16 protein-coding genes are annotated in these 15,252 nt (G+C 36.0%); 12 read left to right on the top strand and 4 right to left on the bottom strand.

The window, feature by feature from the left end; translation table 11 throughout:
• Positions 1–212 precede the first annotated feature (212 nt).
• The gene (locus OXQ85_RS19110) at positions 213–578 is read right to left on the bottom strand and encodes a helix-turn-helix domain-containing protein (protein WP_267406544.1); all 366 of its coding nucleotides are present in this window, start codon (positions 576–578) and stop codon (positions 213–215) included.
• Between the two features lie 709 nt (positions 579–1,287).
• On the opposite strand from OXQ85_RS19110, the gene OXQ85_RS19115 reads away from it, so the two are divergent.
• The 3 genes from OXQ85_RS19115 to OXQ85_RS19125 all read left to right on the top strand — a co-directional run bounded on the left by OXQ85_RS19115 (position 1,288) and on the right by OXQ85_RS19125 (position 4,399).
• A complete protein-coding gene (locus tag OXQ85_RS19115) occupies positions 1,288–2,109 on the top strand; it encodes an SDR family NAD(P)-dependent oxidoreductase (protein WP_267406545.1) in 822 nt (273 codons plus the stop codon).
• Between the two features lie 97 nt (positions 2,110–2,206).
• Complete coding sequence (locus OXQ85_RS19120; protein ID WP_267406546.1) at positions 2,207–3,433, top strand: MFS transporter; 1,227 nt, start codon at positions 2,207–2,209, stop codon at positions 3,431–3,433.
• Between the two features lie 57 nt (positions 3,434–3,490).
• Positions 3,491–4,399 (top strand): helix-turn-helix domain-containing protein, encoded by a 909-nt coding sequence (locus OXQ85_RS19125; RefSeq protein WP_267406547.1) that lies wholly within the window; start codon positions 3,491–3,493, stop codon positions 4,397–4,399.
• Between the two features lie 11 nt (positions 4,400–4,410).
• On the opposite strand, the gene OXQ85_RS19130 is transcribed toward OXQ85_RS19125, so the two are convergent.
• Both OXQ85_RS19130 and OXQ85_RS19135 read right to left on the bottom strand, forming a co-directional pair.
• Positions 4,411–5,328 carry a helix-turn-helix domain-containing protein gene (locus tag OXQ85_RS19130; protein ID WP_267406548.1) on the bottom strand — a complete coding sequence of 306 codons (918 nt, stop codon included), beginning with the start codon at positions 5,326–5,328 and terminating at the stop codon, positions 4,411–4,413.
• Positions 5,329–5,534: 206 nt separating this feature from the next.
• On the bottom strand, positions 5,535–6,338 hold the full coding sequence (locus tag OXQ85_RS19135) for an SDR family oxidoreductase (RefSeq protein ID WP_267406550.1): 804 nt from the start codon (positions 6,336–6,338) through the stop codon (positions 5,535–5,537).
• A gap of 213 nt (positions 6,339–6,551) precedes the next feature.
• On the opposite strand from OXQ85_RS19135, the gene OXQ85_RS19140 reads away from it, so the two are divergent.
• The 9 genes from OXQ85_RS19140 (at position 6,552) to OXQ85_RS19180 (ending at position 14,446) form a co-directional block, all read left to right on the top strand.
• On the top strand, positions 6,552–7,286 hold the full coding sequence (locus tag OXQ85_RS19140) for a hypothetical protein (RefSeq protein WP_267406552.1): 735 nt from the start codon (positions 6,552–6,554) through the stop codon (positions 7,284–7,286).
• A gap of 31 nt (positions 7,287–7,317) precedes the next feature.
• Positions 7,318–7,857 (top strand): carboxymuconolactone decarboxylase family protein, encoded by a 540-nt coding sequence (locus OXQ85_RS19145; RefSeq protein WP_267406553.1) that lies wholly within the window; start codon positions 7,318–7,320, stop codon positions 7,855–7,857.
• A gap of 189 nt (positions 7,858–8,046) precedes the next feature.
• On the top strand, positions 8,047–8,871 hold the full coding sequence (locus tag OXQ85_RS19150; RefSeq protein ID WP_267406555.1) for an SDR family NAD(P)-dependent oxidoreductase: 825 nt from the start codon (positions 8,047–8,049) through the stop codon (positions 8,869–8,871).
• A 254-nt stretch (positions 8,872–9,125) separates the two neighbouring features.
• A complete protein-coding gene (locus OXQ85_RS19155; RefSeq protein WP_267406557.1) occupies positions 9,126–9,770 on the top strand; it encodes an alpha/beta hydrolase in 645 nt (214 codons plus the stop codon).
• A 127-nt stretch (positions 9,771–9,897) separates the two neighbouring features.
• The gene (locus OXQ85_RS19160) at positions 9,898–10,788 is read left to right on the top strand and encodes a helix-turn-helix transcriptional regulator (protein ID WP_267406558.1); all 891 of its coding nucleotides are present in this window, start codon (positions 9,898–9,900) and stop codon (positions 10,786–10,788) included.
• Between the two features lie 166 nt (positions 10,789–10,954).
• Entirely contained in the window at positions 10,955–12,028 is a 1,074-nt protein-coding gene (locus tag OXQ85_RS19165; protein WP_267406559.1) for an L-dopachrome tautomerase-related protein, read from the top strand.
• Between the two features lie 60 nt (positions 12,029–12,088).
• A complete protein-coding gene (locus tag OXQ85_RS19170; RefSeq protein ID WP_267406561.1) occupies positions 12,089–13,024 on the top strand; it encodes an NADP-dependent oxidoreductase in 936 nt (311 codons plus the stop codon).
• Between the two features lie 24 nt (positions 13,025–13,048).
• Entirely contained in the window at positions 13,049–14,179 is a 1,131-nt protein-coding gene (locus OXQ85_RS19175) for an L-dopachrome tautomerase-related protein (protein ID WP_267406562.1), read from the top strand.
• Positions 14,180–14,221: 42 nt separating this feature from the next.
• Positions 14,222–14,446 carry a TRIC cation channel family protein gene (locus OXQ85_RS19180; RefSeq protein ID WP_267406563.1) on the top strand — a complete coding sequence of 75 codons (225 nt, stop codon included), beginning with the start codon at positions 14,222–14,224 and terminating at the stop codon, positions 14,444–14,446.
• A 145-nt stretch (positions 14,447–14,591) separates the two neighbouring features.
• On the opposite strand, the gene OXQ85_RS19185 is transcribed toward OXQ85_RS19180, so the two are convergent.
• Positions 14,592–15,248: an alpha/beta fold hydrolase gene (locus OXQ85_RS19185; protein WP_267406564.1), complete on the bottom strand. Its 657-nt coding sequence runs from the start codon at positions 15,246–15,248 to the stop codon at positions 14,592–14,594.
• Positions 15,249–15,252 lie beyond the last annotated feature (4 nt).

Genomic DNA, 15,252 nt, shown 5'->3' on the forward strand with positions numbered 1-15,252 from the left:
TAAGTTATAAAAATGAAATCAGACAATTGTCTGCGTATAATAGTTTTCTGATAAAGAAAAAAATACTATGATATTTTTTCTCATTAAAAACATATTGAAATTAAATTGGGAGATTCAAATTTTGTTGCCATGACCATTTTACATCAATTTGAGAGAGAGAAAAAAAGTATTTAGAACATCAACGTTTATAAAAATTATTTTACACTTCCTTGTTAAATTTTATTATTCATTCCGGATATGATCCTTTTTCTATGTATAAATCCCCAGTCTGCTATAGTATTGGTAAGTTGTTTAAGAGATTTTCCATATTCTGTAATTTGATATTCTACAGCTACAGGTGCCATATTCAATACATTGCGTTCAATTAATTCATTGATTTCTAAATCCTTTAATTCACGACTGAGCATCTTGCCGGAAATTCCCTTAACCTCTTTCAGAAGCTCAGAATACCGCATAGGTTTATAGCACAAGCAAGCAATAATGGACATTTTCCACTTTCCATTTAAAATTTCCATTGTATCACTGATTGCCATTATTTTTTGACTGCAATCCTTAACTAAATCAAATTCTTGTTCCATACCATTCACTTGGTTACTCGTTTGTCACTATAACTTTTTGTCACTTGGTTACAAATATACAAGGGCTGCATGCATCGGTAATCTTGTCATTGGGCTATCGGGATTCTGACAATGATTATTTAGCATCGGTTCCAAAGGCTCGTTTGCCAATCAATGAATTTTCTACCAAAATAAATTGATGCAACTACATGTTTAAATTTTCCTATTTGAAAAAATATTATTAATCTGTACAAAAGTATATGGTATGTATCAAAGACTTTATCAGATATATTTAAAATATATAGTAATAATAAACAATTATTCAAAGTAATTAAAATGGCATCCGCTGTATTTAGTTGACGTCATTTATGCGTTTGTAAACGTTACAGAACTCTTTAGCCAGCGATTAGCAGACATTGAGATGTTGATCGCTAAGTCATAATTTATGGATACAATGCAAAATTTTTCAATTTAATTCTTCGCATGTGAAATAGACTACTGCGGGATAATTTGGCTTGGAAATACATAAAATTATATGTAAGCTTTATTTCATATTTGTGATTGAATTAATAGGCAGAATTTTCTTCCGATTTTATTTTAAAGTTTAAAACTAAAAAACATTCCGTAATTCTGTGCTATTCTTCCGCTGATTTGAGCTACAAGTTTGGCTTCGATGCGAGATAACTTTGTCCTATAAAATTAAAAAACAAAACAATTAAAATTTTTAAAAATGGAAAAGACAATTTTTATCACAGGAGCATCAAGAGGATTTGGAAAACTTTGGACAGAAGCATTCCTTAAAAGAGGTGATAAAGTAGCCGCAACATCAAGAAATATTGAAGCTTATAAAGATTTGGCAGAACAATATCCCGAAACTTTTCTCCCTATTTCTTTAGATATTACCAACAGAGAAGCGGTTTTTGAAGCGGTAAATAAAGCGAAGAATCACTTCGGAAATTTAGATGTTATCATCAATAACGCCGGCTACGGTGTTTTCGGAGCAGTGGAAGAAGTGGGAGAAAAAGTAACAAAAGATGTTTTTGAAGCCAATGTTTTCGGGACACTTTGGGTAACACAGGCGGCTTTGCCAATTTTCAGAACACAGGGAAGCGGCCATGTGATTCAGCTATCGAGCGTTTTGGGTGTTTGGAGTTTGCCGACTTTAGGAATTTATAATGCGACAAAATTTGCAGTAGAAGGCTTCAGCGAAGCTTTGGCAACAGAAGTAAAACCGTTCGGAATTAATGTAACGATGATTGAGCCCAACGGATATACAACCGATTTCGGTGGAAGTTCAGCCGTTCACGGCGATGCCATTCCGGCTTACGATGCTTTGAAATCAAGTTTGGGAGAAGCTGAAGGATTATTACCGGAAGATTATGGAAAGCCGGAAGCAACGGTTCCTGCAATTTTGAAATTAATTGACAGTGAGAATCCACCCCTTCGTTTATTCTTAGGAAAAGTAGGATTGAGAAAAACGGAAAGAGTGTACGCAGAAAAACTCCAGGTCTGGAACGACTGGAAAGAGGTTTCCGAAGCTGCGCACGGATAATTTCAAGTGTGAAAAATTAAGTAAATCCGACTTAAGATTGGATTTACTTTTTTGTTTAAAAATGTAAGGGTTTTTCCACATAAAATCAATTATCACGATGAAATTTCAAAATACAAAATATTTATACATCAGTACATTGCTGGCATTTATACTCATTCCGTTGGGTGGGTTGACAACGGATATTTACATTCCGTCACTTCCGGCAATGGCAGAAGATCTGAATGTTCCGGTCGAAAAAGTGCAGATTTCGTTGCTTTTATTTATGGTAAGTTCGGGATTCAGCCAGCTTTTTATCGGAAGTATCCTCGACAGTTTTGGAAGGTACAGAATCAATATTTTTGCGTTGATTACCTTTTCTTTGGCAAGTTTTATTATTGCTTTAGTTCCGGAAATTGATGTGATTTATTTAATGAGAATCGTTCAGGGAATCACGGTTTCATTAATTATTGTTGGGAAAAGAGCTTTTTTTGTTGACCTCTACAAAGGTGAAAAACTGAAACACTACACCAGTCTTTTTTCGATTGTCTGGGCGACTGCACCTATTGTTGCGCCGTTTATCGGAGGTTACTTGCAGGTGCTTTTCGGATGGCGGTCTAACTTTTATCTTTTGGGAATTCTTACCGTTATTATTTTATTTTTTGAACTTCGGTTTACAGGAGAATCTCTACAGAATTTTCAGGTATTTAAAAGAAAAGAAATCGCAGCAGTTTACAGGAAAATGTTGGGAACGCCTGATTTTTATTTGGGATTAATCATTATTGGTTTAAGTTATTCACTTCTGGTAATTTATGGAATGGTAAGCCCGTTTATTATCGAAAAAATATACGGATTTTCACCTGTCGTTACAGGATACAGTTCGTTGGCTTCCGGAATTGCTTTGATGAGTGGCGGAATTATTTCTAAATTAATGATTAAGAAAGGACTTTTCAAGAAAATAAATACGGCAATAATTTTACAGCTACTCATTGTTTTTGCAATGTTTGCCGTCACTTCAAAGTATGACGGATTGGTATTTTTACTCGCATTCACTTTATCACTACATCTTTTATCGGGTTTCATTTTCAACAATGTTTATGCGTACAGTTTGCAGAGATTCACGGCAAATGCAGGTATTGCAAGCGGTTTGACGGGCGGTGGTGTGTATGTGGTAAGCTCAGTTGCAGGTTACGGATTAATCAATGTATTTGAAATTAAAGATATTCAGGCATTTTCGCTGGTTAATTTTATTATTGTTACAACATTGTTTATTGTCATTTTACTGTTTAGAAAAGCAATTGTCAGCAATATAGAAATTCCTTCTCATCTTATAAAATCCAAGATATAAAAGCTCCTTTTTATTTACTAAATTTGATCATACTTAAAACTTCTAACCCCAATAAATATGGAAAAAATCAATCACTATAAAAGTATCACAGAGCTGCACGAAAAAAGCGGTTTCGAGCCTCCGAAAAATCCTCTTTTGAGTTTGATGACCTGTAAAGAACTGATGACGTACTCTGTAGGGGAAGACCGTTTTACAGGAGATTTTTATATGATTGGTTTAAAGAAGATCAAATCCGGTTACGTGTTGTATGGAAAGACCAAATACGATCACAATAACGGTTCTGCGGTTTTTATGAAGCCCAGACAGATTATTGAGGTGCAAAATGTACAGTTTGCCGAAAAGGGTTTTGTAATGTTTTTTCACGAAGATTACCTGTCGGGACATCCGTTGAATGAACAGATCAAAAAATACGGCTATTTTGAATATGAAATTAATGAAGCCCTTCATATTTCGCCTTCGGAAGAAGTGATTATGTGGGAACTTTACGAGAAAATCAGAAGAGAGTATGAAGAAAACTCTGATGAATTCAGCAGGGAAATTATCCTTTCGCATATCGATTCTATTTTAAAATATTCTGACCGTTTTTATAAAAGACAGTTCATCGATCGAAGTTCCAACGTTTCCGGAACAATGGTTAAAAAATTCCTTACGGTTTTAGATAATTATTTTAAGGAAAATAAACACGTGGAAGATGGTCTGCCTACCGTCAATTTTATGGCAAACGAATTAGCAGTTTCGCCCCGATATTTAAGTGATATTCTAAAACAGGAAACCGGAAAAACGGCATTGGAGCACGTTCATATTTACTTAATTAAAGAAGCAAAAAATCTCTTATTGAGCTCAGAAAGTAATGTCGCAGGAATTGCCTACGATTTAGGCTTCGAAAGTCCGTCTTACTTTACCCGATTATTCAAAAAAGTGGTGGGGGTAACGCCTGTTCAGTATAAAAAGGAAGCGTTTAAGTAATTTTGAATGTTTCAATTTTGCTCAGGAAACTGTTTTCTGAAGTGTAATGGAGAAATTCCGGCTTTTGTTTTGAAAATTTTGGTGAAATGGGAGGGATGTTCAAAACCGAGTTCGTAAGCAATTTCGCTTACCGATTTTGTGGTTCCCAAGAGGATATTTTTTGCCTTGTCGACCAACTTCAAATGGATGTGTTCTATCGTCGTTTTGCCTGTAAATTTACTGAGCAAATCTGATAAATAGTTAGAAGAAAGATTCAGTTTTTCGGCGAAATATTTTACTTCGGGAATCCCTTTTTCTATCAAATGGTCATCATTAAAAAAATCATTAAGGAGACTTTCAAAACGTTGTGTTATATCGTTTCCTGTTTTGTTGCGGGTGAAAAACTGCCTGTCATAAAATCGGTCGGAGTAGTTCAAAAGCATTTCAATCTGATTTAAAATCAATCCCTGCGTATGGCGGTCAATATTCTGGGAATATTCTTTTTTAATTCTTGCAATCACTTCATCAAGCAAAACTTTTTCATCTTCTGAAATGTGAAGCGCCTCATTGCTTTCGTATTGAAAAAAACTGTACTTCTGAATTTTTTTACCTAAATCTGAACCATAAATAAAATCAGGATGAAATGCCAGAAACCAACCTTCCTCAATCTCTGTATCCGCACTCGGACTCATCACCTGATTCGGAGCGGTAAACATCAAAGTTCCTTCCTGAAAATCATAATTTGAGCGTCCATATTTTAAACTTCCTTTAAATTTTTTGTAAACAATCGTGTATAAATCAAGGCTGTACAGATAGTCTGCAAAATTTTCGTCGGAACGGCTTACATTTTTCAAATCAATTACCGTAATCAAAGGATGTTTTGGACTTCTGTAATTGTAAAAATGATGAAGGTCTGCAACAGATTTTATGGAAATAAAAGCTTCTGACATTTTTCTGATTTTAGTTAAAATTAAAGATAATATTCATTACACGACATTTTTTACCACAAAAGTCTCAAAAGAAATATTTGAAAAAATTGAATTCAAAAGTTTACAAAATATTATAATTGATTTACTTTATTAAAGTTTTGTTAGCTTTTTTAAAGCTTATTCAATATTAAAATCTTTTGTGACTTTTGAGGTTTAAAATACAATGATTAATTCTGCATCAGTCTCAAAAAATCTTCCTCAGAATTTTTGTTTTTCAAATCGATATAAAACTGTGCATCTTCGCCAATTACATATCTTAATTTTGGAAGTTGATCCGTTGCAGCTCCGAAAATAGTTTCCGCAACCTCTTCTGCGCTTGCTTTCGGAAGATCTTCTGTCCGTTTGGTGAATTTCGGGATAAATGCTGCCAGTTCCGTATTATATTCTTCAATCGTATTCTGAATCATTTCGATTCCGCTTCTGAAATTGGTCGCAATACTTCCCGGTTCTACGATTTTTATATTAATTCCAAACGCCGAAACTTCAAAATGTAAAGCTTCTGAAAATCCTTCCACTGCAAATTTCGAGCTGTTGTACAAACTTGCAAAAGGTCCAGCTGTAATTCCTCCGAACGAAGAAATATTAATGATGGTTCCTTTTTTCTGGGTTCGCATTATCGGTAAAACGGCTTTGGTAACATTCATCAGACCAAAAACATTGACTTCAAACTGTTTCTGAATCTGTTCGGGACTTGAAGATTCGAAAACGCCCATCAATCCGTAGCCTGCACTGTTCAACAAAACATCAATTGAGCCGAATGTTCCTGTTCCTTTTGTTATCGCTTCCTGAATTTGCTGTGGATTGGTGACATCCAGTTTTACCAACAGAACATTTTCAAGAAGATTCAGTTCTTTTTCGTTTTCCGGCGAACGCATTGCGGCGATGACATTCCATCCGTTTTGCTGAAATAATTTAGCGCTTGCTTTTCCCAATCCCGATGAGGCTCCGGTGATCAATACTGTATTTTTCATAATGAATTTGTTTTAGAATTTCTCAGACAAAGTTCCGATAAGCAAAGACGAATCGCTTGTCGATTTTACGGAATGTCTTATACATTTCTACGATTTCGGTTGGGTAATTCTGTGCTATTCTTCCGCTGAAATGAACTACACTTTAGGCTTGAAGCGGATTTAACTTTGTATCAACAAAACGAAACAATTTAATAACACTTAAAAATTAAAAAAATGGAAACTTCAACTCAAACATTGGTCAATAAAGTTTTAGCCGCTCACGGAATCAATAATGCTGCAGAATTTCAGACGGTAAAAATCCATACCCGAATCGGTGGTGCAGTGTGGGGAATGAAAGGACAAGAAAACGCTTTAAGCGATGTACAGTTTATCGGTTCTTTAAAAGAGCAGAAAAGCATATGGGAAAATATTTTTAAAGAAAACTATACTTCATCTTTCGAGCCCGGAAAGGTTCAGTTATTTGACGAAAACGGACAACTTTTAGAATCTTTGGAAAACCCTAGAGAATCATTCAGAGGTCATACGGTTGAAACACCTTGGACAAGAGCCCAGCTTATTTATTTCTCCAGCTATGCAACCTGGAATTACGCAACGGCTCCTTTTAATTTTCTGGTTCCAGAAGTGGAAATCAATCAGCTTGAATCCTGGAATGAAAACGGTGAAATATTGGATAGACTGGAAGTGATTTATCCCGATGGCTTCGCTACGCACAGCAAAAGACAGCTCTTTTATTTTAATGAAGACGGACTTTTAAGACGTCACGACTATTGGCCAGAAGTGTTAGGAGGTTCTTCAGCGACTCAGATTATTGAAGATTATAAAGAATTTGAAGGCATAAAAACCGGAACAAAAAGAAATATTTATGTTCTGAATGATGAAGATAATTCGTACAACAAAGATTTTGTACTGGTTTCCATCGATATTCTGGATGTAAAATTTGAAAAATAAATTATAAAAAATAACATTAAAAATCATAAAAATGAAAACAATTTCAGTACCTGAAAAAGAGCAGCTAAGTTTTGGTGCACAGAGCATTTTAGAATCTGTAGAGAAAAAAATGGGGAAAATTCCTAATCTTTATGCGACTATCGGTTATTCTTCATCCGCTTTAAAATCAATGTTGGAAACTGAAGCTTCTCTGGCTCACGATTCATCATTTACCGCAAAAGAAAGAGAAGCTATCAATCTAATTGTTTCTCAAGTCAACGAATGTGATTACTGTTTGGCAGCACACACGACATTGGCAAAAATGAGAGGTTTCACAGAAGAAGATACGCTGGAAATCAGAAAAGGAAGTTTTTCAGAGGCAAAATTAGACGCTGCGATTAAGTTGGCTCAGTCTATTGCGAACAATAAAGGCAATGCAGGAAACGGAGCTTTAGAAAATTTCTTCAACGCCGGATACGACGAAAAAGCTTTGATTGAACTGACGGCTTTGGTGGCGCTGAGAAGCTTTACCAACTATGTATTTGCCAACACTCAGATTCCTATTGATTTTCCTTTGGCACAGGCTATTTAAGAAGTGTTTTAATAATAAGTATTTAGTTTTAAGTGAAAGCCTTCCGGATGTATTTTCGGAAGGCTTTTTTTATTGAGAAATTTTTTCCAAACCGTATTTCTGTGCTATTTTTCAGCTAAAATGGGCTACCTATTCGGATGGGTTTGATGATAACTTTGCTTCATTCAATAACAATAAAAAATTAAAACAATGAGTAAAATAGTTTTTATCACAGGAGCATCAAAAGGATTCGGAAAATTATGGGCTGAAGCACTTTTGGAAAGAGGAGACAAAGTAGCGGCAACAGCAAGAAACGTTTCTGCATTACAGGATTTGAAAGATAAATACGGAGACCATATTCTTCCTTTGAAGCTTGATGTCAATAGCCGTTCAGAAGTTTTTGAAGTAACGGAACAAGTAGAAAAACACTTCGGAAGAATTGATGTTTTGATTAATAATGCAGGCTTTGGTTTATTCGGAACGACGGAAGAAACTACGGAACAACAGGCGAGAGAACAGATGGAAACCAACTTTTTCGGTTCGCTTTGGGTAGCACAGGCCGTTTTACCGGTGATGAGAAAACAGAAAAGCGGGCATATTATTCAGATTTCCAGCTTTTTGGGATTAACGACTTTGCCACTTTTAGGATTGTATAACGCCTCAAAATTTGCAGTAGAAGGATTAATTGAAACCATCGGTTCTGAAACCGCACATTTGGGAATCAAAACCACTTTAATTGAACCTAACGGATTCGCAACAGATTGGGCGGGAGCTTCTGCAGTTCAGACTTCTTCGGATATTGCAGATTATAATCCGGTGCGGGCGGCTTTTGCAGAAAGTGGAGAAAATCCGGATACCTGGGGAAAACCGGAAGCGACAGTGGAACCTGTTTTAAACCTTATCGACAACCAAAATCCTCCGCAAAGATTATTGTTTGGTAAAATTGCTTATCACGTTGTGAATGAGGTTTACACAAAAAGATTAGACGAAATCCAAAACTGGAAAGAAGTGAGTATCGCCGCTCACGGTCATTAATTAAATTTAAATCCAAATCGGCGGGATAAATAATAACGTTTTTTCGTGCTAATGTTCCGCTGATTTGTGAAATTAATTTCAACCCAATATTCTCAACTTTGAATCATTAAATAACAAACAAAATCTCAATACTTATGAAAACGACAGCTTTAAACGCAGAAACATAATTTACAGAAATCAACAATAACAAAATTGCTTACAGACAATTCGGAACCGGCGCTCCGTTGTTCTTTGTCAACAGATTCAGAGGAATTATGGATACTTGGGACCCCTTGTTTTTAGATTCTTTGGCAGAAAAAAATACAGTCATTCTTTTTGATTATCCGGGAATCGGAAGTTCAGAAGGTGAGTTGCCTTTGGATATTGTAGAAGTTGCAAATACGGTTCCGGCTTTGGCAGACCATTTGGGAATCGATAAGTTTAATGTGTTGGGTTGGTCTTATGGCGGATTGGTGGCGCAGGCTGTTACTTTTCAGAATCAGGAAAGAGTATTAAAAACTGTTTTAATCGGAACCAATCCTCCGGGAGAAAATGTAATTCCAATTGAGCAGGTGTTTTTTGACCACGCTTTAAAACCAATTAACGATCTGGAAGATGAATATTATCTGTTCTTTGAGCCGGCTTCCGAAAAAAGCAGACAGGCAGCCCAAGAATCTCACAACAGAATAGCGCAGAGATTAGAACGTTCGATAATTCCTTCTACAATGGAGGTTTTCCAAAGATATATTGCGGGTTCGGGAACAATGAAAGAAGATAAACTGAACTTCAGAGAAGGCTATAAAACCCTGAAATCTCCCGTTTTGGTTATTTCCGGGGACCACGACATCAGCTTTGCGACAGAAAACTGGTTTTCCGCTGTTGAGAAATGCACCTACAATGCAGCATATTATTTTGAATGATGCGGGACACGGTCCTCAACATCAATATCCGGAGCTTACGGCAGGATACATCAACCTTTTTTTAGGATAGTATAATTTCTGTTTTTAGTTTCGGTAAAATTAATTTAACTTAGATAAAATTAAACCGATGCAACATTACAAAACCCTTACCGAATTACATTTGGGTAATCATTGGGACGCTCCGGAACATCCGCTTTTCAGTATGATCGGCTGTCAGTCGGAGTGCAAATTGGGGAACAGAGAGTTTACCACAGATTGTTATGTGATTGCTTTCAAGAAAATAAAATCAGGGATTTTTATGTACGGCCGCACACCGTATGACCACGACAATGGCTGTCTGTTTTTTGCAAAACCAAGACAGATTATCGAGATGAAAAATCTTGAGTTTGAAGAAAAAGGCTATATGCTGTTGATTCACGAAGATTATCTGAACGGCCACGAGCTTTTTAAGGAAATTGAAAAATACAGTTTCTTCGATTATGAAGTGACGGAAGCTTTGCATCTTTCGCCAAAAGAAGAACAGATTATTTTGGAGCTTCATTCGAAAATTCAGAGTGAATATTTTAATAATCCTGATGAATACAGTCGTGATATTATTTTAAGTCATATTTCATCGATTTTAAAATACGCACAACGATATTACAAACGACAGTTTATCGACAGAGCGCAGGTGACCGGAAAGACGGCTTCAAAATTCAATGACGCACTGAGAAAATACATCAGCGACGGTTTGTTGGAGAAAAACGGACTTCCAAATGTTGCATTTTTGGCCGACCAACTTTTTGTTTCGCCAAGATATCTGAGTGATTTATTAAAGCAGGAAACAGGAAAAACCGCAATGGAACTGATTCATATTTTTATGATTTCCGAAGCAAAAAATCTGTTGAGGTTGGGAGAAAAAGGAGTTGCTGAAATCGCTTATGAATTAGGCTTTGAAAATGCGTCTTATTTCACAAGATTATTCAAAAAACAGACGGGAATGAAACCTTTGGAATTCAGGAAGTCGCAGATGAATTAAATTTCAAATCATCATATTTTAGAAAAGACTGTTTCAGAAAATGGAACAGTCTTTTTTTTTATTTCTGTACTGTAAATCTGTGCTATTCTTCCCCCGAAATGGACTATTTATTCAGCCGGAATGCTTCTACCTTTGACTTATCAAAATCATCGAAAATCAATTTAAAATGAAAACTAAATTCAACCTTATTTCCTTATTTCTTTTCTTCGGATTAGCAAATGCACAATTAGAAAAAGTAGCAACATCAGATGTAGTTTGGAATGGCGTTACGACAAGCTCGGACGGAAGAATCTTCGTTAATTTTCCAAGAATTGAAGGCGATAAAGGAATGAGAATCGGAGAAGTTCTGAAAAACGGAAAAATCATTCCCTATCCAAATGAAGATTGGAACAATTGGAAATCGGGAGCAGATGTGAATGAGAAATTTGTGAGAACCAATTCACTGAGAATCGGACCCGACGGTTTACTTTGGATTGTCGATACGGGAACGCCTTCGATGGGACAAAATCCATTATCAAGAAATGCTTTGAAACTGGTTTCTATCGATACTAAAAACAATACCGTTCAGCAGATTATTCCACTTTCCGGAATCGCAAAACCTTCGACTTTTATTGATGATCTCAGAATTTCGGGAAATACGATTTATCTGACAGATGCTGGCGAACCGGCATTAATTATTTTGGATAAAACGACAGGAAAAGGTAGGAGAGTTTTGGAAAATCAACCTTCAACCACTGATAATTTACCCATAAAAGCGGAAGGAAAAATAATGAAAGATGAAAAGGGAAATGAAGTGAGAATCCACGCAGACCAACTGGAAGTTTCTCCCGATGGAAAATGGCTGTATTTCCAACCTGCAAGCGGCCCGCTTTGGAGAGTTGAAACTCAATATCTAAATGATGAAAACCTACCCGAAAAAGATTTGGCATCCAAAGTTGAATTATTCTATAAAACCCCATCAACAGGAGGAACAGCCATCGATGCAGACGGAAATATTTATGTAAGCGACGTCAATACAAGTGAAATCGTCAAAATATCACGGGACGGAAAAGAAAGCCTGGTCATTAAAGATAAAAGATTGCTTTGGGCAGACGCTTTATGGATTGATGACGAGGGATATCTGTGGATTCCGACAGGTCAACTGAACCGTTTGGCAGCATTTCAAAACGGAAAAAGTAAAGTGAAATTTCCAGTTGTGATTTACAAGCTGAAAATCAATGCAAAACCACTACGAAATTAAAATTATTTCAAGATTTAGATTAAAAAACAAAAATAAAAAACATTAAAAAATACCAACATTATGAAAGCAATTGTATTAAAAGAAGCCGGAAACGTAGATAATTTGGAATACGTAGAATTAGCAAAACCAACCATTAACGGAGGCGAAGTTTTAGTAAAAGTAAAAGCCATCAGCATCAATCCGGTAGATGTGAAAAGCCGTGCCGGAAAAGGCGTTTACGGAAGAATCAAAACAGAAAATCCCTTGATTTTGGGTTGGGATATTTCCGGAATAGTCGAAGAAACTAAGAGCCCAGACTTTAAAGTGGGCGATGAGGTTTTCGGAATGGTCAATTTCCCCGGACACGGAAAAGCATACGCAGAATTTGTCGCTGCTCCGGCCAATCAATTGGCTTTAAAACCTAAAAATATCTCTTTTGAAGATGCTGCAGCTTCCACTTTGGTTGCGCTTACAGCATACCAGGCTTTGGTTCACAATGCGAATATTCAGGAAGGGCAAAACGTTTTGGTTCACGCAGCTTCGGGTGGAGTTGGGCATATCGCGGTGCAGATTGCCAAACATTTGGGCGCAAAAGTGACGGGAACTTCTTCCGCAAAAAATAAAGATTTTGTCCTGAGTTTAGGCGCAGATTCACATATCGATTATCACGGTTTCGACTGGAAATCAGCAGGCAGAACTTTTGATTTTGTGTTGGACACGATTGGAGGAGACAATATCGACCATTCCCTTGAAGTGACCAAAGAAGGGGGTTCCATCATCAGTATTCCGACAGGTTTGAATGAACAGGTGACTTCAAAAGCAGAATCTAAAGGCGTAAAAGGCTATTTCATTCTCGTGCAATCCAATGGTGAAGATATGAAACAGATTGCTTCTTTGTTGGAAAGCGGTGCTGTAAAACCTCACGTTTCAAAAATATTTCCTTTCGAGCAAATGAGAGAAGCACATCTGGAACAGGAAACGGGCAGAACAGTTGGTAAAATCGTGGTGACTTTGTAAAATCTATCATTTAAAATTATCAAAATGAACTTAAAAAATATTGCAGTATTGGCAATGGCATTGGTGTCATTAGCCTCTTGTAAAGAGTCTTGCAAACAGCCGAAACAAGTGGCTAATAGCGAAGTTTCTACCGAAAAAAATGCACAGTTAGAAGAGGTTTTCTCTGACAGCAAGTATCAGTTAACGGGTGTTGCCGTGGCAAAAGATAACAGGGTCTTTGTGAATTATCCTTATTGGCTGGACACCCATTCTTATTCCGTGGTTGAGGTGAAAGATGGGAAACCGATTCCTTATCCTGATGCAGAATGGAATAGTTTCAAAAAAGGCGAAGATGGACAAAACAAATTTGTGACCGTACAGTCTGTAGTTACCGATGACAAAGGATTTCTTTGGGTAGTAGATGCAGCAGGAATCGGACTTGGAAAAGTCTATCAACACAGCAGTAAAGTAGTTAAAATCAATTTAGCCAACAACAAAATTGAGAAAATCTACAGATTTCCTGAAAATGTGGTAAACGAAGATGTTTATATCAATGATATCCGCATAGATAATGAAAACGGTTTTGCCTATTTAAGCAATTCAAATACAGGTGGAATCGTAGTTTTGAATATTAATACCGGCGAATCAAGATTGGTTTTAGCCAATTCTCCTTCTGTTAAATCTGATCCGAATTATCATTTTTCTCCATTGGGAACTGAACTTAAAAAAGGTGACGGCTCTTTGCTGAAAGTAAATTCAGATGGTATTGCGCTGACTCCCGATAATCAATATCTATACTACAAACCGCTTACAGATAATCGTTTGTATAGAATTAAAACAAATTTGTTGAGAGATTTTAAAACTGATGAAGCTGTTTTAAACAAAAGTGTAGAAGACTTGGGCAAATTCATCACAACAGATGGGATGATTTTCGATAAAAAAGGAAACCTGTATTTGGGAGATTTGGAGAAAAATTCAATTGTAAAAATCACTCTGGATCTGAAAATGCAGACGATTGTAAAAGACGATGAAAAACTGATCTGGCCTGACAGTTACAGTATTTCAGATGATGGATATTTATACATTTCCAATTCTCAGATTCAGCTGATGCCTTGGTTTCACGACGGAAAAGAGAAGTTTAAAAAGCCTTTTAAGGTGTTTAGAATTAAAATTTAAATCTCAATCAAATCAATTATAAAAATGAAGAATCTATTATTAATGAGAGTTATAAGAGATATGATGACCAATGAGATTCCTATTATATTTCATAAAGAAATATATGCAACAGCATGTTTTTTTGGAGCCCTGTTGTACTTAGTATTAAATAATTTCGGAATAGACCATGACTGGAATCTTGTTCTTTCAGGAAGTTTAATTGTACTTAACAGATGTTTAGCTGTTTATTTCAATTGGAGCCTGCCCAAGTTTAGAGTTGCCAAATAGCTTCTAAACTATTTTAAACAATAGAATACTGATTTAAGTATTCTATTGCTTTTGCAGGTGTTGTTGGAAATATATGAAATGATGTTCGATAGATTTACTGGCTAATAAAAGTAGTCGGAATTTTTAGTTCATCTGTCAGTTTTTTTTAATTGTCAGAATTTTTATACAGTATATCTTCAGTGCCACAATCAAAAATAAATGGTTTTTTGAAGTTTTTATTTTGTTTCAGTAATGTTGAAATACTGTATCTACTCCAATCCAGTCTATTGGGATCTCCAATATTTTTAATTAAATCATCCGACATTCTGTTCGATTTCCAAAATTGCTGGCTGGTTCTCTGAAAAGAAATAAAATCGATTTCTAATGCACCACTTGTTGAACCTCCGGTATTAAAATAATCCGGATGCATAATTAAGTAGCGCAAGGCTCCATATCCACCCATACTTAGACCGCTTATAAAAATATTACGATTGTCTATTTTAAAAGACTTATGAACTTTTGTAACAAGCTCTTTAAAGAAAAAGTCTTCATAATGAGAGGCTTTATCAAATGGGCTGTTCAAGTAATACGAAGTAAATCCATCAGGTGTAATAATTATAAAATCATATTGGTCCGACAACTTTTGTAAATCCGTTGTCTGAGACCATTGCTTATAATTTTCACTATAGCCATGAAGCAAATATACCAAAGGATATAATTTATTTTCGGTATATGTTTTTGGTTTGAAAATCAAAATAGTGTCAGGTTCGGATAAAAACTTTGATTCTAAAGTCCATTTCTGTTGTGCACATAATGAAGTCATAAAA

The organism is Chryseobacterium sp. GM_Chr_2 (genome assembly GCF_026540445.1).
Taxonomy (GTDB): domain Bacteria; phylum Bacteroidota; class Bacteroidia; order Flavobacteriales; family Weeksellaceae; genus Chryseobacterium.

Excerpts from the sequence above, each read along its gene's own strand:
- OXQ85_RS19110 (WP_267406544.1), bottom strand. The coding sequence starts at position 578 with ATGGAACAAGAATTTGATTTAGTTAAGGATTGCAGTCAAAAAATAATG.
- OXQ85_RS19115 (WP_267406545.1), top strand. The coding sequence starts at position 1,288 with ATGGAAAAGACAATTTTTATCACAGGAGCATCAAGAGGATTTGGAAAA.
- OXQ85_RS19120 (WP_267406546.1), top strand. The coding sequence starts at position 2,207 with ATGAAATTTCAAAATACAAAATATTTATACATCAGTACATTGCTGGCA.
- OXQ85_RS19125 (WP_267406547.1), top strand. The coding sequence starts at position 3,491 with ATGGAAAAAATCAATCACTATAAAAGTATCACAGAGCTGCACGAAAAA.
- OXQ85_RS19130 (WP_267406548.1), bottom strand. The coding sequence starts at position 5,328 with ATGTCAGAAGCTTTTATTTCCATAAAATCTGTTGCAGACCTTCATCAT.
- OXQ85_RS19135 (WP_267406550.1), bottom strand. The coding sequence starts at position 6,338 with ATGAAAAATACAGTATTGATCACCGGAGCCTCATCGGGATTGGGAAAA.
- OXQ85_RS19140 (WP_267406552.1), top strand. The coding sequence starts at position 6,552 with ATGGAAACTTCAACTCAAACATTGGTCAATAAAGTTTTAGCCGCTCAC.
- OXQ85_RS19145 (WP_267406553.1), top strand. The coding sequence starts at position 7,318 with ATGAAAACAATTTCAGTACCTGAAAAAGAGCAGCTAAGTTTTGGTGCA.
- OXQ85_RS19150 (WP_267406555.1), top strand. The coding sequence starts at position 8,047 with ATGAGTAAAATAGTTTTTATCACAGGAGCATCAAAAGGATTCGGAAAA.
- OXQ85_RS19155 (WP_267406557.1), top strand. The coding sequence starts at position 9,126 with ATGGATACTTGGGACCCCTTGTTTTTAGATTCTTTGGCAGAAAAAAAT.
- OXQ85_RS19160 (WP_267406558.1), top strand. The coding sequence starts at position 9,898 with ATGCAACATTACAAAACCCTTACCGAATTACATTTGGGTAATCATTGG.
- OXQ85_RS19165 (WP_267406559.1), top strand. The coding sequence starts at position 10,955 with ATGAAAACTAAATTCAACCTTATTTCCTTATTTCTTTTCTTCGGATTA.
- OXQ85_RS19170 (WP_267406561.1), top strand. The coding sequence starts at position 12,089 with ATGAAAGCAATTGTATTAAAAGAAGCCGGAAACGTAGATAATTTGGAA.
- OXQ85_RS19175 (WP_267406562.1), top strand. The coding sequence starts at position 13,049 with ATGAACTTAAAAAATATTGCAGTATTGGCAATGGCATTGGTGTCATTA.
- OXQ85_RS19180 (WP_267406563.1), top strand. The coding sequence starts at position 14,222 with ATGAGAGTTATAAGAGATATGATGACCAATGAGATTCCTATTATATTT.
- OXQ85_RS19185 (WP_267406564.1), bottom strand. The coding sequence starts at position 15,248 with ATGACTTCATTATGTGCACAACAGAAATGGACTTTAGAATCAAAGTTT.